This is a genomic window from Mycobacterium sp. IDUB_39 (assembly GCF_055419205.1).
Map to the genome: position 1 here is coordinate 45,877 of NZ_JBVAXF010000003.1, position 16,959 is coordinate 62,835.

The window sequence follows — 16,959 nt, forward strand, 5'->3', positions numbered from 1 at the left end:
GGAATAGCGGCTAGACCTGGATCACCTCGACGTCAGCGGCGCGAAGGCGCTCCTGCCATTCGGGCCCCACCTGATTGGTTACCAGCACGTCGACGTCTGACCAGTCGATGGATCCGGCGCGGGAGCGCTGCCCGACCTTGTTGCCGTCCGCGAGCACCACAACCCGCCGTCCCTGTCGAGCCATCGCTGCCGCGACCTCCGCGTCGAGGAGGCTGTTGTAGCGCGGCCCGAGTTCGAGATCGATTCCGTCGCAACCGAGGAACGTCGTGTCGACGGTGATCTGAGACAGCGCCGCGGTGGCCAGAGGGCCACTGGTGCCGAACGAGGACGCCCGCAACGCTCCGCCGATCACCACCACCTCGATGGCCGAGACACTGGCAAGGCGCTCGCCGAGGTTGAGTGCAGATGTGGCCACCCACAACGGTTTTGCCTGCGAGACCAACTCCTCGGCCAGTGCGAGCGTCGTGCTGCCGTCGTTGAGTAGCAGCGATGACGGCGGATCGACCAACTTCGATGCCGCCAGCGCGATGGCGCCCTTCTCGCGCGCGTTACGCTTGCGCCGAAGCTCGAAGGCCTCGTCCAGCGTGCTGGAGGACGTCGTCAGCGACGCGCCCCCTCGGACGCGTCTGACCAATCCACGCTTCTCCAGTGCCGCCAGATCGCGGCGAATCGTCGGGGCGCTTGCGCCGGTTGCACGCTGCATGTCGTCGATGGATGCGAACTGTTGGCGCGAGAGCAGATCCAGTAGGTGCGCGGTGCGCTCCTCGGCGTGTTGGTCGGGCACAGATGCACTCTACTGATGATCACTAACGATCAGTATCGATCATCAAGTTGTCAGAAATGATCGGTTATGATTCTATCGTGTGATCGTCGTCTCGATTGGGAGGTTCACGAATGGTGGCGCACCAAACACCGGTCCGCGTGTGGGCGGGTGTCGACCAGGGCACCACGAGTACCCGGACCAATCTCTACGACGACTCCGGTGCCTGTGTCGCGTCCGCTCGGCGCCAGTCAGTGACCAGGCACCCGCGTCCCGGTTGGGATGAGCAGGACGGCAATGCCCTCCTCGCCGCCATCGAGGACACCGTCCGCGAAGCCGTAGCATCGCTGCCGGGTGCCGAACTGGCTGGCATCGGTCTTGCCAATCAGGGCGAATCAATCATCGCGTTCGACCGCCGCACCGGCGAACCGCTCTCGGCGGCGATCCTGTGGTCCGACCGTCGCGCCAGCGCGATAGTCGACAGCGTGCTGGCGACGCCCTCGGCGGCACGGATCGAACAGGTCACCGGGCTACGGCTGGACCCCTACTACTCCGCGGCCCGGATCGCATGGGCCCTGCAGAACCTCCCGGAAGTGGCCGCCGCGGCGGCGTCCGGGAACCTTGCCATCGGCACACTCGACGCGTTCTTCGTTCACCGACTGGCGGGCGGGGCCTACCTGACCGATCCGTCGACCGCCAGCCGCACCCAGCTAGTGGCCCTCGACGAATTGCGCTTCGACCCCGCAACTGCGGCCGCATTCGGCATCGACATCGACCTGTTGCCGACCATCGTCGACTCCGTCCTGCCCGAACCACTACCGACCACGCTTGGTGCACCGCTGTACGCCATCGCCGTCGACCAACTGGCGGCACTGGCCGCCCTCGGTGCCATCAATCCGGGAGACACCAAGATCACCTATGGCACAGGCTGTTTCATCGACACCAACGTCGGTGCCCAGCCGCGACGCCCAGGACACGGCCTCATGCCGACCTACGGGTGGACGGTGCCCGGCGAACCCAAGGCATGGGCCATCGAAGGTGGTGTCTTCAGTGCCGCCACCGCCGTCGACTGGCTGGCCAGCCTCGGACTCGCGCGGGACGCCTCGGAGGTCACCGCGCTGGCGGCCGCCGCCGCGGCGGTGTCTGACCATGACCTGCGCATGCAACACCCGCTCTTCCTGCCGAGTTTCACCGGTATCGGCGCGCCGTGGTGGCGGCCTGAGGCCGCCGGCGTGCTGTCCTGCCTGCGAGCCTCAACGACTCGGGAAGACCTGGCGTTCGCCGTCGTCGACGGGATCGCGCACCGTGTCACCGACGTCGTCGACTCCATCGACGCCGAGCTGGGGGCGGCCGCGACGCTGCGCGCCGACGGCGGGTTGAGCGCCAACAAGGTGCTCATGCAGCGCCAGGCGGATCTCTGCGGACGGCCCATCGCCATCGCCGATCACCACGACAACACCGCGGCGGGGGTGGCCGGCCTGGCCGCGATCGGCGCCGGCGAACTGGATCTGACCGGACTCGCAGCGCGAGCGAAATTCACCCACACCGTCGAACCCACACTGCCCGAGAGCCAACGGGACCTCGAGCGAGCCAGGTGGCGTGAGTTCGTCGAGGCGACACCGGCCCTGGAACCGCCGGCCCTGATAGCAGCCGCCCATCGGCGGTCCGAGGAACGGATTTGATGAGCACACAGCATTACGACATCGCCATCATCGGAGCGGGTGTGATCGGGGCGGCCATCGCCGCCGAACTGTCCCGCCACGACGTGCGCGTGGTCTGGTTCGAAGCCGCCCACGACGTCGCCGAGGGAGCGAGCAAGGCCAACTCGGCCATTGCCTGCACTGGCTTCGACATGCCGGCGGGAAGCCTGGAATCACAACTGATTCTGGAGTCCAACCCCGACTGGGAGAACCTCTGCCGCGCACTGGATGTACCGTTCCGCCGCATCGGCGCGCTATCGCTGGCCTTCGATGACGACGACGCGCAATCCCTGCAGCAGCTAGCCGCCCAGGCCGCAGACGTCGGCGTCGACACCGAGTTCCTGTCCGGTGCCGCACTGCGGCGGGAGGCCAAGACGGCCGCACCCACCGCAGTGCAGGCGCTCCATGTGCCCGCGGAGGGCATCATCGATCCGATCAGGCTGACCATCGGCCTGGCCAAACTCGCGGTGTCCAACGGCGTCGACCTGCGCCGCTGCGCGCCGGTCACCGGCTTCTGGCACCACGAGTCCGGTGAGATCAGCCACGTCGTCACCCCAGGAGGGGCGGTATCAGTCGGTGCGGTCGTCAACGCCGCAGGCGTCAACGCCGACCGGATCGCCGATGCCGCGGACGCCGAGCCCCTCACCATGTGGCCACGCAAGGGGCAGTTCCTGTTGCTCGACCGCGCGGTGGGGCACCTCGTCCCCAAGATCATGTGCACCGCACCCACGCCGCACACCCGCGGGATCTACGCGGTTCCGACCACCAATCGGACGGTCCTGGTCGGTCCCACCGCGGTTGACGGGCTGGACCGCGCCGACAAGACGACGGACGCCGACACGCTCGACTCCGTCTGGGAGCGTGCCCAGCGACTGCTCCCCGACATCAGCCGTCGCTACGTCACCAAGGCCTTCTCCGGCCTGCGCCCGGCCAGCGATACGACCTACCGTCTTGAGGTCTCGCCGAAGGTACCCAACCTGGTGCACGCCAACGGAATACGCTCGACCGGTGTGTCGTCGGCGCCGGCGGTGGCGCGCTACGTCGCTGATCTCGTCAACCGCAACATCATCGACTTGACCCCCAAGGCGGACGCCAAGACGGCCGTCGCCGCGCTGCCCCGACTGGCCGAATCCACCACCGATGACGCGGCGATCGACTTCGCCACCCGCCCGTGCGCCGCGCCTGACGAGCACCCGATGGTCGTGTGCGCCTGCGAGCACGTCACCGCCGCGGAGATCGCCGCCGAATGTCGCGGCCCGGTGCCCGCCACCTCACTCGACGGGATCCGCAAGCGGACCCGTGCGATGGCGGGCCGCTGTCAGGGCGCCTACTGCTCGGTCGGCGTCAGCTTCATCCTCTCCGCATCCACCGGCGAACAACCGGGGCAGATCCGCCAGGGCGAACCGGACTCTCAGTGGCAGGCGGACACGAAATGACCAAAGCGCATATCGCCATCGCCGGATCCGGATTGGCCGGCCTGCACAGTGCGGTCACGCTCAGTGCCTCCGCCGACGTCACGGTCTATGAGCGGCTACCCGTTCCGGGCGGCGAGCACTGGGAGGATCACGAGCACCGCCGTCTCGTCCGCCAGGCCCTCACCAACGGTGTCCGGTTCTGTGCGGGCACCCAGGTGATCCGCTGGGAGGGTGACCGACTGCTCGCGGTCGGCGAACAGGGCGGCATCGCGCCCGCCGACGCACTTGTCGTCGCCACCGGGCACCGGCCATCGACGCGGACCGAACTCGGCATCAACGGGGACCGGTGTGCCGGCGTCCTGCCGGCCACGCTGGCCCTGCATCTGCTCAAACAACAAGTCCACCTGGGCGACAACGTGATCATCGCCGGCACGTCGCACTGGTCGGCCGAATGCGCGGCCGAGCTGAACTCGGGTCCGTCGCCAGCGGCGTCGGTCGTGTCGATCGGTGTGGGCGCCCGGATCTCGGCGACACATGGCATGCCCAGGATCGCCGGTGTGACAGTCGAGTCCGAGACCGAGAGTCAACACCTCGCCTGCGATTGTCTGATCCTCGGTGCGGCTCCGGTGCCGTATCGCAACATCGACGGCGCGATCCTCGACGACGCGCCGGTCGTGTTCGCGCAGCGCCTCACCGATGAGCACGAGCCCGCAGGCCGGATCGGGATTCGCTCCGCGCATCAAGCCCTCGGGCAGGCCAGCCACCAGTTGCCCCACGTCCCAGTCACTCCCAGGATCGGACTACCCCAATGAAAGTGACATCGCCCGTCGGCGAGTTCCCCTACACCTTCGAACGAATCCGGCTCGAGGGATCACACCTGGTCGCCGAAGGACGAATGGGCACCTGGCCGGCTCGGATCGAGGTCGGCATCAGCGACATACCGCCGCCCGTCCGGATCGGCGTACTCGCCGCGGCGGTCGGTGCGCTGCTCACTGCCGTCATCGGACGTCGACGGAAAAACAAGCCCCGCAACGTTTAACAGCCCCACCCACCATTCAACGCTCGGAAGGAAGAACCGCCCATGGCCCAACTCGGCAATGCCGTCATCTATCTCATGATGGCGTTCGTACTCATCGGTGCGTGCGCACTGGCATTCCGTGGTGATCGGGGGATAGGACGCGAGTTCAAGGAGGGGCTGTACGCCCTTGGACCGCTGTTCATCCCGGTCGCCGGCATCATGGCCGGCCTTCCCTACCTGGCCTGGCTCGTCGAGCACGTGCTCGGAAAGCTGTACGAGCCGTTCGGCGCGGATGCGGCGATGGCAGCGACCACGCTGATCGCCACCGACATGGGCGGCTATCAGCTCGCCGAGCGGACCGCCGACTCTCACGGTGTGTGGATGACGGCGACCATCACCGGATTCCTGGCTGGTGCGACGATCTCGTACATCATCCCGGTCGGGCTGGCGATCCTCAACGTCCGTGACCACAAGTACTTCGCCCTGGGGATCATGAGCGGCATCCTCACCATTCCGGTCGGTGTCATCGTGACCATGGGCATTCTGCTGGCCACGGGTACGCCCCTGCGTCCCGACGTCGCCACCGATGGCCCGTCGACGGCCACCCTCGACGGGTTCTCGTTCTGGGACGTCCTGATCAACCTGTTGCCGGTGATGCTCGTGACCGTGGCCATCGCGATCGGCCTCTACTTCTTCACCCGGGCGATGGTCACCGGATTCATCTGGTTCGGTAGGGGTCTCAATGCCGCGATCTATCTGGTCCTTGCCGTCGCGATCGTCGAACATGTCACCGGCTTCTTCAGTTCCACGTTCAGCTGGTGGGGCTTTGAGCCGATCATCGTTGCGGCCGAGGGCCAGATGGCTCCGCTGGAAGTGGTCGGCAACATCGCGATCGTGCTCGCCGGTGCGTTCCCGTTGGTCTACGCGATCCGGACCTATGCCGACAAGCCGCTGACCGCGGTCGGCAAGCGGCTGGGCATCAGCACAGAGGGCACGACCGGGCTGCTCGCCGCGACCACCAACATGCTCGCCGCCTTCCACCTGATCAAGGACATGCCGGCCAAGGACAAGGTTCTTGTCGTCGCGTTCGGAACCACCTGTTCGGCACTGATCGGTGACCACCTGGCGTTCACGGCCAACTTCCAGCCCAACCTGATCGGTCCGCTGATGATCGGCAAGATCGTCGCCGGCATCACCGCGATGCTGCTCGCGGTGTGGATCGCGGTACCCACGGCACAGCGCATCGAACGTGAACGCGCACAACAGGAAGCAGACGACGCCGAGGTTCTTGACGATGACGTGGACGAAGTCACGCTGACATAGTTTGTCGGCATCGCAGCGGGTGCGGGTCGAGGCGGCTAGGTTTCGTTCATGCCAACCGACATCACCGTGCGCGGATCCTTCTCGGCGTTTGAACCACCCGAGAGGGCGACGGTCCACACCTCGATCGCCTACGAGGGCCCCGCGATGGATTCGGTCTACGAGCGGGTCGCACGCGACCTGGAGACCGTGCAGGCGTCGATCGTCCCACTCAAGGACGGCGACCGTGGCGAGGTCACCTGGTGGTCGGCCGAGCAGCTGCACACATGGTCGAATCGCCCGTGGAACAACGAGGGCAAGCAACTGCCCCTGGTCCACCACGCCAGTGTCGGTGTGGAGGTGAAGTTCCGGGACTTCAGCGCGCTGTCGCGGTGGATCGGTGAGCACATCGCCACCATCGAGGGATTTCGCGTCGAACGCATCGAGTGGGCGCTGACGTCGACCCGTCGTGACGAGCTGCTCAAGGACGCTCGGACCGCGGCCGTAGTCGATGCCGTCACACGTGCCCAGCAGTACGCCGACGCGCTCGGGCTTGGTGCGATCCGGCCGGTCGCCATCGCCGACGCCGGGATGCTCGGCGTCGAACCCCGGCCCCCGGGCGGTCCCGCTGGTGGGTACCTTCGGGCCAGTGCGATGTCCGCCCCGGGTGCGACCGTCGAATTCGCGCCAGAGGACATCGAGATCTCAGCGTCGGTGGATGCGCGGTTCGGGGCCGTGTAGCGACCACCGGCTTCAGCCGTGAGTCGGTCAGCCGTATCGGGCGCCTCAGGCCATGGATGACATCATCGCGGTGACCACCAAGTCGGGGCGGTCGAGCATCTGGGTGTGGTTCGCGCCCGGCAGCAGCTCGGCGTGCACATTGGGAATCTGGGTGCGTGCCCGTTGCAGGGCGACATCGGGTCCGCGCCGGTAAACGATGTCCTGATCGCCGATCAGGACGGTCACCGGCACGGTGAGTCGGCCGAGGTCAGCGTCACTGAACACTCTCGGCGGCAGTACTTCTCGGCGTAGTGGTCGGGAGGCGGTCATGCAGTCCGCGATCAGAGCCATGATGGGGTCCGACGTCGCGTTGGGCGTTGCCGACATCCACTGCAAGAAGCGATCTGCCAGGGCGGGTGAACGCAGAAGTCCCGTCGAGAACGATCTGAGGAAGAAGTGGATGGGGATGGGATCCAGGGTCGCGGCGGGGCCGAGCACCGACAGATGGCTCACGCGTTCTGGTGCGTGCAGCGTGAAGAGGGCCGCTAACCATCCGCCATATGAGAAGCCCGCCAGCCTGGCCGTCTCGACACCAAGTGCGTCCAAGGTCTGCCGCAGCCAGCTGACGTAATCCTCCGCTCGGCGAACGGGTTTGGTGGCGACGCTCTTGTTGGCGTCGGTGATCGTGTCGATGCAGAAGCAGCGATACGAGCTGCTGAGCGTCGTGATGATCGGCCTCCACACCGCGGACGTCGTGTTCGCACCATGCAGGAGGATGAGCGGGGGAGCGGAGAGACTGCCGCTGGCCACGACGTGCGTCATCCCAAACGCTGAACTGACGTCCACTTCCTCCCGGGGCACGGGCCAGTCATCCATGACCGCTTCGTAACTCGCAAGGAACCGCGCCCTCGCTCCCGGATCTCGAAACGGCGAGAGGTGGGCCATCGTCATACCCTCTCACATCGGGTGAGCGGAGCGATCAGGTGCAGCAGTTGGGGTCCAGCACGGTGCACAGCGCCACGACTGCGTCGCGGTGAGCCCGGTGGTAGACGTTCATGCCGCGCCGGTCGGAGTCGACCAGGCCGGCCCGCCGGAGTTGGGCGAGGTGATGGCTGACGGTGGACTCGGTCAGGCCGAGCACCGCCGCGAGGTCGCCGCTGTTCTCCTCTCCCGCTGGGGAACTGAAGAGATAGGACATGATCTTCACCCTGGCCGGATCGGCGAGCGCCTTGAGGCGCAGCGCGACCTCGAGTGCATCCTCGTCGCTCATGGGACCCGCCGCCACTGGCGCGCAGCAGACCGGAGCGGACATGTCGATGGTCGGCAGAGCCTTGGGCATTCCTCGATGATGCCACGAAGGTTGACATATATCAAAAAGGTGGCATGCTGGCCGGTGCGCGCTACTTCGATATAAGTCACACAGGTAGGAAGGCCCGCCATGTCCAGGATGCAACTCGCCCTCAACGTCGATGACCTCGATGCGGCGATCACGTTCTACACCAAGCTCTTCAACACCCCGCCCGCCAAGGTCAAGGAGGGGTACGCGAACTTCGCCGTCGCCGAGCCGCCGCTGAAACTGGTGCTCCTGGAGAACCCCGGCAAGGGCGGCACCATCAACCACCTGGGTGTCGAGGTGGAGTCCAGCGAGACCGTGCACGCCGAGATCGCCCGGCTCACCGGTGAGGGTCTGTTCACCGACGAGGAGATCGGCACCACGTGCTGCTTCGCCACCCAGGACAAGGTCTGGGTCACCGGGCCCGCCGGGGAGAAGTGGGAGGTCTACACCGTGCTCGCCGACTCCGACACCTTCGGGACCAGTCCTGAGCACGCCGAGGGCGGAACTGCCGAGGGCGGTGTCTGCTGCGGTGGGACCGCTGCAACCGCGTGACCAACGCGGTGGGGGCCGGCCACCCCGCTGTGGTCGAGAGGCTGTCGCTGCTCGACCGATTCCTGCCGGTGTGGATCGGCCTGGCGATGGCCGTCGGCCTGCTGCTGGGGCGGCAGATCCCGGGATTGAACACCGCGCTGGATCGCGTTCAGATCGACGGCATCTCGCTGCCGATCGCGCTGGGGCTGTTGATCATGATGTACCCGGTTCTGGCCAAGGTTCGCTATGACAGGCTCGACACCGTCACCGGCGACCGCAGGCTCCTGGTCAGCTCGCTGATCCTGAACTGGGTGCTCGGCCCCGCGCTGATGTTCGCGTTGGCCTGGCTGTTGCTACCGGATCTACCCGAGTACCGGACCGGGCTGATCATCGTCGGACTGGCTCGCTGCATCGCCATGGTGATCATCTGGAACGACCTCGCCTGCGGCGACAGGGAGGCGGCCGCGGTCCTGGTCGCGCTGAACTCGATCTTCCAGGTCGTCATGTTCGCGCTGCTCGGCTGGTTCTACCTCTCGGTGCTGCCCGGGTGGCTCGGCCTGGAGCAGACCACGATCAGCACGTCGCCATGGCAGATCGCCAAGTCGGTGCTCATCTTCCTGGGCATTCCGCTGTTGGCGGGCTACCTGTCACGCCGGGTGGGGGAGAGGGTCAAGGGCCGGTCCTGGTACGAGGCCACGTTCCTGCCGAGAATCGGCCCGTGGGCGCTGTACGGGCTGTTGTTCACCATTGTCATTCTCTTTGCGCTGCAAGGTGATCAGATCACCAGCCGTCCGCTGGACGTCGCACGCATCGCGCTGCCGCTGCTGGTGTACTTCGCCGTCATGTGGGGTGGCGGCTATCTGCTCGGCGCGGTCCTCGGCCTGGGCTATCAGCGCACCACGACATTGGCGTTCACCGCTGCGGGCAACAACTTCGAACTCGCGATCGCCGTCGCCATCGCCACCTACGGCGCAACGTCTGGGCAAGCGCTCGCCGGTGTCGTCGGTCCGCTTATCGAGGTCCCAGTGCTCGTTGGATTGGTCTACGTCTCGCTGGCACTGCGGCGCCGGTTCACGACCGACGCGGAATCACCAACTCCCGCTTCCGATCGGAGCGCACCATGAGCGACAGCCCGGCCCCTCTGACGACTCACACGCATCGGGACCTGTCAATCGACCAGAGGCATGCATTGAAGACGGCGGCCAGTCGTCTGCACGCCGACTTTGGTGAGCACTTCGGCGTCGAGACGGTCGAGCGGTTCCTCCACACCTCCTACGATCAGTTCGCCGGGCGAGCCACAATCCCAAACTTCTTGCCGCTGCTGGCTGAAAGGTGGGCTCGTCAACGCCTCACAGCCCTGGCCCGCGTCGAGGGCAAGATCTCCGACACCAAGCCCACCGTGCTGTTCCTGTGCACGCACAACGCAGGCCGCTCCCAGATGGCGCTCGGCTTCTTCAACCATCTCGCGGGGGATCAGGGCGTGGCTTGGTCGGGTGGGTCCGAACCGGGCACCGAGATCAATCCGGCGGCGGTCCAGGCGATGGCCGAGGTCGGCATCGATATCACACGCGAGTTCCCCAAGCCTTGGACCGACGAGATCGTTCAAGCCGCTGATGTCGTCGTCACGATGGGGTGCGGGGACGCTTGCCCGTTCTTCCCTGGAAAGCGCTACGAGAACTGGGAGTTGATCGACCCTGCTGGCAGAGGTGTCGATGCCGTCCGTCCCATCCGCGACGACGTCGAGGAGCGGGTCCGCCGACTTCTCGACGAACTCGGTATCAATCCAGTCGGCTGATGTCTGCATCCAATCACGTGGCGAGCGTGTTGTTCGTGTGCGTCAAGAACGCCGGCAAGTCTCAGATGGCCGCCGGGCTGATGCGAAAGATCGCCGGCGACACCGTCGAAGTGCACTCTGCGGGTACCAAACCGGGCGGTGAGATCAACGCACTGTCGGCCGCGGCGCTGGCCGAAGGCGGGATCGACATCACCGATCAGACGCCGAAGCCCATCGATCCCGCGCTGTTGCGCGACGTCGACATCGTGGTGATCCTCGGCCGGGAGGCCCACGTCGAGCCGGTCGAGGGAACCCGGTTCGAAACCTGGGACACCGACGAGCCTTCCGAACGCGGGATCGACGGCCTCGAGCGCATGCGACTCGTCCGCGACGACATCGAGAACCGCGTCCGCCGTCTGATCGGCCAATTGGGGGCGGCGCCCAACGCGTGATGGCCGCATGAGTTCGGTGCATCCCGTTCCGATCCGGGTGATGGCCGTAAAGATTGCGTTTGGATCGTTGTCGATGACTACCTTGTCGTGTCGACTTTGGTTGTGAGTGCAGATCAAGGGTCTATCGCTGACCTCTTGCAGGTATTGTCGATGATGGCGGTCCCGGCCGCGGTGCTGTTGTGGTGTCGCTTCCTGAATCGGCGCGATGAGCGCCGTGACCGTGCGCTGGCGGTCACTTCAGTCGATGACGAAGTGCGCGCACCGAACATGCCTTCCGAGGGGTCCGGGTCATAGGTGCCCGCCATTCTTGAGCGGGATGAGGCAAGCCGCCGCGTCCGTGGACAGACGATCCGGTTGGCGGTTGTCGTCGGTGCGCTGGGCGTGGTGTTCGGCGACATCGGGGCCAGCCCGATCTACACCATGCAGACGGTGTTCAATCCCGGCGATCCACATCCGGTGTCGCTCTCGGAGGACAACGTGTACGGAGTGGTGTCGCTGATCTTCTGGTCGGTGATGATCATCGTCACGCTGACCTACGTCGCGTTGGTGATGCGGGCCGACAATCACGGCGAGGGCGGCATCATGGCGCTGATCACGCTGGTCCGTCAGTGGGGATCCGCAGGTGGCCGGCGCGCTGCGACGGCATTGTCCGCGCTCGGAATATTCGGTGCGGCACTGTTCTTCGGCGACAGCATGATCACCCCGGCTATCTCGGTGTTGTCCGCCGTAGAGGGCTTGAAGGTGCTCGAACCAGGCTTCGAGCACTGGGTGGTCCCGATCACCGCGGCGATCATCGTGGTGCTGTTCGCCGTGCAGCGGCACGGCACCACGATGGTGGGACGGTTCTTCGGCCCGGTGATGATTGCCTGGTTCGTCGCGATCGGCGCGTGCGGATTGGCGGGTATCGTCGCTGGCCCCAGTATTCTTCGCGCGCTCTCACCGACGTATGCGTGGTCATTTCTGCTGGGACACTTCGACATCGCGTTCTTTGCGTTGGCGGCGATCGTGCTCGCGGTGACCGGGGCCGAGGCGCTGTATGCGGACATGGGCCACTTCGGTCGGCGCGCCATCACCCGCGGCTGGCTGGGCCTGGTACTGCCTGCGTGCACCTTGAGCTACTTCGGTCAAGGAGCGTTGCTACTGGAGGACCCCACTGCGGTGAGTGCGCCGTTCTTCCTGCTCAGTCCCGATTGGGCACGGCTACCGATGGTCCTGTTGGCGACAGCAGCCACCGTGATCGCGTCGCAGGCGGTCATCACCGGCGCGTTCTCGGTGGCGTCGCAGGCCGCCCAACTGGGATACCTGCCCCGACTTCGGATCACCCACACCTCCGCATCGACGATCGGGCAGATCTATGTGCCGTTGATCAACGGGGTGCTAATGGTGTCGGTGTTGGCCCTGGTGTTCGCCTTTCAGACCTCGGTGGCCCTGGCCTACGCGTTCGGCATGGCGGTCATCGGGACGATCACCATCACCACCATCCTGTTCCTCTATCTCGCGCGGACGCGCTGGGGCACGCCGCTGTGGCTGATCGTCCTCGGCGGCGGCGTGCTCGTAGGTATCGACGTCATGTTCCTGGCGGCGAACTTGACGAAGCTGGTGCACGGCGCGTGGCTGCCGCTGCTCATCGGTGTCCTCACGTTCGTGGTGATGACCACCTGGCGTCGCGGTCGCGAGGTCGTCACCGCCGCCCGGGAGCGCGCCGAGGGGCCGCTGCGGCAGTTCGTCGACGAACTCGGTCACCGTAGACCGCCACTACCTCGGACACCGGGCACCGCAGTGTTTCTCAACCGCGGCGAACAGTCGGCACCGTTGGCGATGCGCGCCTCGGTAGAACACCACCAGGTGCTGCACGAACACGTCATCATCGTGACGATCGTGACCGAGCCGGTACCCCGGGTGCCTGACGGAGAGCGGGTGTTGGTCGACGATTTGGGATTCGCCGGCGACGGCATCTTCCACGTCACCGTGCGCTACGGCTACATGGAGACCGTCGACGTCCCCACTGCGCTGCGGATGGTGGATCCAGCGCAGACCGAAGGGGCCATCGACGTGGAGGGGGCGTCGTACTTCCTGTCGAAGATCGAGCTGAAGATGGGCGTTGACCCGACTATGCGGCCATGGCGCAAACGGCTGTTCATCGCCACCTCGCATCTGGCGGCCGACGCCGCCGAGTTCTTCGGCCTCCCGCCGGAGCGCACCGTCATCGTCGGATCACGCATCGCGGTGTGATGACAACTCATCGTGAGGGCGTCGCTCAGCAGCCCCGATCGGTCAGTGCCGCGTTGGTCGACTGTGGTGTTTACGTCGACGGCCAACGGCTGCCTGGCACATACGGATATGCCGAGTCTCTGACCGTGGTGCGCGGCCTCGCTGAGGGACGTCAGGGCTTCGTGTGGGTAGGTCTGCACGATCCCGACGAACGTGACATGCAGGACGTCGCCGACGTGTTCGGCCTGCACCCGCTCGCCGTCGAGGACGTCGTGCACGCCCATCAACGCCCCAAGGTGGAACGCTACGACGACACCCTGTTCCTGGTGCTCAAGACCGTCAACTACGTGCCCCACGAATCGGTGGCACTGGCGCGAGAGATCGTGGAGACCGGAGAGATCATGATCTTCACCGGACCGGATTTCGTGGTGACCGTCCGCCATGGCGACTTCAGCGGGCTGTCCGGATTGCGCACCGATCTGGAGGCTTGCCCTGAGGAGCTACGAATGGGGCCACAGGTCGTCATGCACGCGATCGCCGATCAGGTGGTCGATCACTACCTCGAGGTCACGACGTTGTTTGGAACCGATATCGACGCCCTCGAGGAGGATCTGTTTGACCCAAGGGGCAGGACCGAGATCGCCCACGTCTACATGATGAAGCGCGAGCTGATCGAACTCCGACGTGCGGTCAACCCGCTGTCGGTGGCCTTGACGCGGATCCTGTCCGATCATCAGGATATGGTGTCGGCCAAAGAGATTCGCCGACATCTCCGCAACGTTATCGACCACCAGAGCACGGCATCGGACCGGATCGCCAGCTACGACGACGTACTGAGTTCCCTCGTGCAGGCCGCCGCGGCGCAGGTGGGAATGCAACAGAACACCGACTTGCGCAAGATCTCGGCGTGGGTGGCAATCGCGGCGGTCCCCACGATGATTGCCGCAATATACGGGATGAACTTCGACCACATGCCGGAGCTGAAACAGGTGTGGGGCTACCCAGCTGTCCTCGCCGTCATGGTCAGCGTGTGTACCTTTCTCTACCTCACCTTCCGCCGCAACGACTGGTTGTGAGGCCGGGCGCCCGCCCTCAATGCCGCGTCAAGGTTTGATTCACGACCATCAAGACTGCGCAAAGGGACTTGGCGAGAGGGCGTCGAGTCGGCAATCGTCGAGCAGTGAGGCCGCAGGGCAGTGGGCCCGGGTGGACGAGGAAGGTTTTGGTGACTCTTTCGGACGTCTTCTTTTCCAAGCTCTCGCGACGAGACGGGCTGGTGATCGAGAAGGAGGAGCTACGGCGATGCACGCTCTATCGCCGATGGTTTCCGACGGCCGAGATCGCCTTCCCGGCAACGGCATTGCGCAATCACCTGCTGGCTCGGTGGGTGCGGGCTGAGAAGGTGGCGGTCGAAGTGCGCTCCGGTGAGGACCTGGGCGTGGCGATCGCGGTCGGCGTTCATCCGGCTCGCATGACGGTGCACGCCGATGGGTTGGCCGCACACGAGGCGGTGTTCTGCGCGAGCAATCTCGCGGTGAGTCGCATGGTGGTCAGCTCGACCGAGCGACTCGACGTGCTCCGCGCCGGGATCGGGCCGCACCAGCGACAGGCGGTGCTACTGCAGATGGTCGACGGCAATGTCCGCTGTGCCGCCGGAGATTTCGGATTCAGATACGACTCCGTTGAGGCAGAGGAAGCGATCGCGACAGCGATGGCGAGCCCGAAGCTGTCCTTGGTCGGCCTACATGGAGACATCGGTGCGCAGGTCGGCGATTCCGTCAGCTATCCGGCGGCCATCGGTGACATGATCGCGGAGATGGCGTGTATCCGCGACACCCATGACCAGGTTCTGACCAGCGTGAGCCTTGGCGGTCGATCCGTACCGTACGGCGACTGGGCGTCCGAACTGCCCAGGCATGCAGCCAGCATCGTTGAGTCGCTCGACGACGCCTGCGCCACCCTGCGGTATCCGCGGCCCGGGGTGGCGCTGTCGGCGAGCCAACCGGCCATCACCGGACGCTCCGCGGCCTGACGATGGTTTCGACCCGCCAAGGGCACATCGTGACCGCCACTCCCGACTGGTCATGCGGTTCAATGGCGATGTGGAGGACGACAGGTCGGTAGGGCGCCCGAGGGACGCATCGATCAACGAACGCGCCCTCGCGGTCACCCGTGAGCTGTTGGTGGAGGCGGGCTGGGAAAACCTCAGCATGCGGCTGATCGCGGCCCGCTCGGGGGTCAGTCGATCGAGTCTGGACCGCCGGTGGTCGTCGAAGGCCGAAATCGTCCTGCACGCGATCCTCGGTGCGACCCCGGATCTCGCACCGTTCGAGGGCACCGACCGCGCCGGCTGGGTGGACTGGGTGGCGCGCGGCAGCCGTCAGCTCTTCGCCCGCCCCGAGGTGAGGGCAGCGGTTCCCGGACTGCTGCTCGCGATGGCCGAGAACCCGGATCTGCGCCACCGGTTGTGGACGGACTTCAGCGGGCCCGCGGTGGCGCTTTTCACCGCGTCCAGTCCCGGCGACCCGGCCGATGCCGAGCGCGATGCCCGTACCCTGCTCGCGATGGGGGTGGGCGCGGCGCTGCTGCTTTCCACGGTTGCTTTGGAGGACGACACCGATGGGCTGCACGGCCGGGTCATCGAGGTCCTAACTAGTGCGGTGGTACCCGAGGGAACGACGCGATGATCGCATCGACGGGGGAGCGCCATGTCATGCCGAGGTCGGCCAAGGTCGCGGTGTCGTCGGTTGGCGTTGCGGCAGTGAGCAACAGCGCCGCCTCATAGCTCAGGCCGTCGCCCATCGGCACGATCGCGCCCAAAACGTCGCCCACCCGGCTCAGGCCGCGAAAGGCGCCGGGGCTCAGCGGTATTCGCCGTATCGGTCGACCCGATCCGCGTTCCAGCGCTGAGATCATGTCGTTGAACGGCACCATCTCCCCGCCGCAGACGTAGCGGCGCGGGCCGCGGCCGGGGACCATCACCGTCGCGTGCACCGCGGCGACGTCGCGTACGTCGATCATCTGCATGCCGCCGCGCAACCGGGGTGCCACGCCGAACCGCACGATCGGCGCCCACCCTCGCTCGGTGACACCGGGTGCGGTGTGAAATGCCTCGCCGACAACGCTCGACGGATAGGTGACGACCACGGGCGCACCCTGTGCTTGCAGTCGCCGCGCGACGCGGTCGGCGTAGCCCTTGGTCTGGGCGTACGCGCTGCGCCCCTCGGCGGTCGGGGTGTCGGGACCGATGACGCCGGTCGGTGATGGGAACAGGGCGCTGTAGCTGCTCACCGACACCACCGGGTCGAGACCCCTCTCGACGGCGCGCGTGAGCACGGCCTCCGTGGCGTGGGCGTTGATCTCCCACATCAGCGCGTTGCGGCGGTTGTCGGTACCCACCACGCCCGCGGCGTGCAGCACCGCATCGCAATCATCCAGCAGGGTTTCGATAGTCGCGGCATTCCTGACGTCGCCGGACAGCACGTCCACGCCGTCGGATTCGCCGAGATGACGCAGGACAGGGGCGCCCTCCGCGTCCGGTCCCACGAGCAGTCGAACCCGATGTCCCGCAGTGAGCAGGGCACGCACGCTGTGCGCACCCACGTAGCCGGTTCCGCCGGTGACAGCGATCAGCATGGTCCTCCTTCGCCGAGTGCCTTGGCCAGGTCATTCGTGCGTGCTACCTTACGATGCCAATGGCAGCGAAACTAATCTCCGCGTCCGTCGACGTCGGCCCCACCGCC

General features: G+C 66.1%; 17 protein-coding genes and 1 pseudogene. 14 read left to right on the forward strand and 4 right to left on the reverse strand.

The window, feature by feature from the left end:
- Window positions 1-10: 10 nt before the first annotated feature.
- Entirely contained in the window at window positions 11-784 is a 774-nt protein-coding gene (locus tag ACZY0X_RS12125) for a DeoR/GlpR family DNA-binding transcription regulator (protein ID WP_463770720.1), read from the reverse strand.
- 110 nt (window positions 785-894) lie between these two features.
- Here ACZY0X_RS12125 and ACZY0X_RS12130 point away from each other — a divergent pair, with 110 nt between their 5' ends.
- The 6 genes from ACZY0X_RS12130 to ACZY0X_RS12155 are packed head-to-tail and all read left to right on the forward strand — an operon-like array spanning window position 895 to window position 6,933.
- On the forward strand, window positions 895-2,442 hold the full coding sequence (locus tag ACZY0X_RS12130; protein WP_463770721.1) for an FGGY family carbohydrate kinase: 1,548 nt from the start codon (window positions 895-897) through the stop codon (window positions 2,440-2,442).
- Complete coding sequence (locus ACZY0X_RS12135) at window positions 2,442-3,896, forward strand: FAD-dependent oxidoreductase (RefSeq protein ID WP_463770723.1); 1,455 nt, start codon at window positions 2,442-2,444, stop codon at window positions 3,894-3,896. The genes ACZY0X_RS12130 and ACZY0X_RS12135 overlap by 1 nt, the downstream gene beginning before the upstream one ends.
- Complete coding sequence (locus ACZY0X_RS12140) at window positions 3,893-4,687, forward strand: FAD-dependent oxidoreductase (RefSeq protein ID WP_463770724.1); 795 nt, start codon at window positions 3,893-3,895, stop codon at window positions 4,685-4,687. The genes ACZY0X_RS12135 and ACZY0X_RS12140 overlap by 4 nt, the downstream gene beginning before the upstream one ends.
- A 2-nt stretch (window positions 4,688-4,689) precedes the next feature.
- On the forward strand, window positions 4,690-4,914 hold the full coding sequence (locus ACZY0X_RS12145) for a hypothetical protein (RefSeq protein ID WP_463770726.1): 225 nt from the start codon (window positions 4,690-4,692) through the stop codon (window positions 4,912-4,914).
- A 42-nt stretch (window positions 4,915-4,956) separates the two neighbouring features.
- Complete coding sequence (locus tag ACZY0X_RS12150; RefSeq protein WP_463770727.1) at window positions 4,957-6,216, forward strand: ethanolamine utilization protein EutH; 1,260 nt, start codon at window positions 4,957-4,959, stop codon at window positions 6,214-6,216.
- Window positions 6,217-6,264: 48 nt separating this feature from the next.
- On the forward strand, window positions 6,265-6,933 hold the full coding sequence (locus ACZY0X_RS12155; RefSeq protein WP_463770729.1) for an SIMPL domain-containing protein: 669 nt from the start codon (window positions 6,265-6,267) through the stop codon (window positions 6,931-6,933).
- Between the two features lie 45 nt (window positions 6,934-6,978).
- On the opposite strand, the gene ACZY0X_RS12160 is transcribed toward ACZY0X_RS12155, so the two are convergent.
- Together ACZY0X_RS12160 and ACZY0X_RS12165 are read right to left on the reverse strand one after the other, a co-directional pair.
- Window positions 6,979-7,788 (reverse strand): alpha/beta fold hydrolase, encoded by an 810-nt coding sequence (locus tag ACZY0X_RS12160; RefSeq protein WP_463770731.1) that lies wholly within the window; start codon window positions 7,786-7,788, stop codon window positions 6,979-6,981.
- Window positions 7,789-7,891: 103 nt separating this feature from the next.
- The gene (locus tag ACZY0X_RS12165; RefSeq protein WP_463770732.1) at window positions 7,892-8,251 is read right to left on the reverse strand and encodes an Rv2640c family ArsR-like transcriptional regulator; all 360 of its coding nucleotides are present in this window, start codon (window positions 8,249-8,251) and stop codon (window positions 7,892-7,894) included.
- A gap of 99 nt (window positions 8,252-8,350) precedes the next feature.
- Between ACZY0X_RS12165 and ACZY0X_RS12170 the strand changes: the two genes are divergently transcribed.
- From ACZY0X_RS12170 to ACZY0X_RS12205, 8 genes and pseudogenes are all read left to right on the forward strand, one after another.
- On the forward strand, window positions 8,351-8,800 hold the full coding sequence (locus ACZY0X_RS12170) for an ArsI/CadI family heavy metal resistance metalloenzyme (RefSeq protein ID WP_463770734.1): 450 nt from the start codon (window positions 8,351-8,353) through the stop codon (window positions 8,798-8,800).
- Window positions 8,797-9,876: pseudogene (arsB, locus tag ACZY0X_RS12175) on the forward strand (ACR3 family arsenite efflux transporter); the annotation flags it as partial. The gene ACZY0X_RS12170 and the pseudogene arsB, both read left to right, overlap by 4 nt.
- Window positions 9,877-9,899: 23 nt before the next feature.
- Window positions 9,900-10,574: an arsenate reductase ArsC gene (locus ACZY0X_RS12180; protein WP_241405060.1), complete on the forward strand. Its 675-nt coding sequence runs from the start codon at window positions 9,900-9,902 to the stop codon at window positions 10,572-10,574.
- Window positions 10,574-11,005 (forward strand): arsenate-mycothiol transferase ArsC, encoded by a 432-nt coding sequence (locus ACZY0X_RS12185; RefSeq protein WP_463770736.1) that lies wholly within the window; start codon window positions 10,574-10,576, stop codon window positions 11,003-11,005. The genes ACZY0X_RS12180 and ACZY0X_RS12185 overlap by 1 nt, the downstream gene beginning before the upstream one ends.
- 294 nt (window positions 11,006-11,299) lie before the next feature.
- On the forward strand, window positions 11,300-13,237 hold the full coding sequence (locus ACZY0X_RS12190; RefSeq protein WP_463770737.1) for a potassium transporter Kup: 1,938 nt from the start codon (window positions 11,300-11,302) through the stop codon (window positions 13,235-13,237).
- Entirely contained in the window at window positions 13,237-14,292 is a 1,056-nt protein-coding gene (locus ACZY0X_RS12195) for a CorA family divalent cation transporter (RefSeq protein ID WP_463770738.1), read from the forward strand. Before ACZY0X_RS12190 ends, ACZY0X_RS12195 begins: the two co-directional genes overlap by 1 nt.
- 149 nt (window positions 14,293-14,441) lie before the next feature.
- Window positions 14,442-15,248: a type III PLP-dependent enzyme domain-containing protein gene (locus ACZY0X_RS12200; RefSeq protein WP_463770740.1), complete on the forward strand. Its 807-nt coding sequence runs from the start codon at window positions 14,442-14,444 to the stop codon at window positions 15,246-15,248.
- Between the two features lie 70 nt (window positions 15,249-15,318).
- On the forward strand, window positions 15,319-15,903 hold the full coding sequence (locus ACZY0X_RS12205; RefSeq protein WP_463770741.1) for a TetR/AcrR family transcriptional regulator: 585 nt from the start codon (window positions 15,319-15,321) through the stop codon (window positions 15,901-15,903).
- On the opposite strand, the gene ACZY0X_RS12210 is transcribed toward ACZY0X_RS12205, so the two are convergent.
- The gene (locus tag ACZY0X_RS12210; protein WP_463770743.1) at window positions 15,869-16,852 is read right to left on the reverse strand and encodes an NAD-dependent epimerase/dehydratase family protein; all 984 of its coding nucleotides are present in this window, start codon (window positions 16,850-16,852) and stop codon (window positions 15,869-15,871) included. The genes ACZY0X_RS12205 and ACZY0X_RS12210 overlap by 35 nt on opposite strands.
- Window positions 16,853-16,959: the final 107 nt, after the last annotated feature.

Coding starts and splice junctions, on each gene's coding strand:
- ACZY0X_RS12165 (WP_463770732.1), bottom strand. CDS start 8,251: ATGCCCAAGGCTCTGCCGACCATCGACATGTCCGCTCCGGTCTGCTGC.
- ACZY0X_RS12140 (WP_463770724.1), top strand. CDS start 3,893: ATGACCAAAGCGCATATCGCCATCGCCGGATCCGGATTGGCCGGCCTG.
- ACZY0X_RS12210 (WP_463770743.1), bottom strand. CDS start 16,852: ATGCTGATCGCTGTCACCGGCGGAACCGGCTACGTGGGTGCGCACAGC.
- ACZY0X_RS12180 (WP_241405060.1), top strand. CDS start 9,900: ATGAGCGACAGCCCGGCCCCTCTGACGACTCACACGCATCGGGACCTG.
- ACZY0X_RS12155 (WP_463770729.1), top strand. CDS start 6,265: ATGCCAACCGACATCACCGTGCGCGGATCCTTCTCGGCGTTTGAACCA.
- ACZY0X_RS12135 (WP_463770723.1), top strand. CDS start 2,442: ATGAGCACACAGCATTACGACATCGCCATCATCGGAGCGGGTGTGATC.
- ACZY0X_RS12130 (WP_463770721.1), top strand. CDS start 895: ATGGTGGCGCACCAAACACCGGTCCGCGTGTGGGCGGGTGTCGACCAG.
- ACZY0X_RS12195 (WP_463770738.1), top strand. CDS start 13,237: ATGACAACTCATCGTGAGGGCGTCGCTCAGCAGCCCCGATCGGTCAGT.
- ACZY0X_RS12185 (WP_463770736.1), top strand. CDS start 10,574: ATGTCTGCATCCAATCACGTGGCGAGCGTGTTGTTCGTGTGCGTCAAG.
- ACZY0X_RS12170 (WP_463770734.1), top strand. CDS start 8,351: ATGTCCAGGATGCAACTCGCCCTCAACGTCGATGACCTCGATGCGGCG.
- ACZY0X_RS12160 (WP_463770731.1), bottom strand. CDS start 7,788: ATGGATGACTGGCCCGTGCCCCGGGAGGAAGTGGACGTCAGTTCAGCG.
- ACZY0X_RS12150 (WP_463770727.1), top strand. CDS start 4,957: ATGGCCCAACTCGGCAATGCCGTCATCTATCTCATGATGGCGTTCGTA.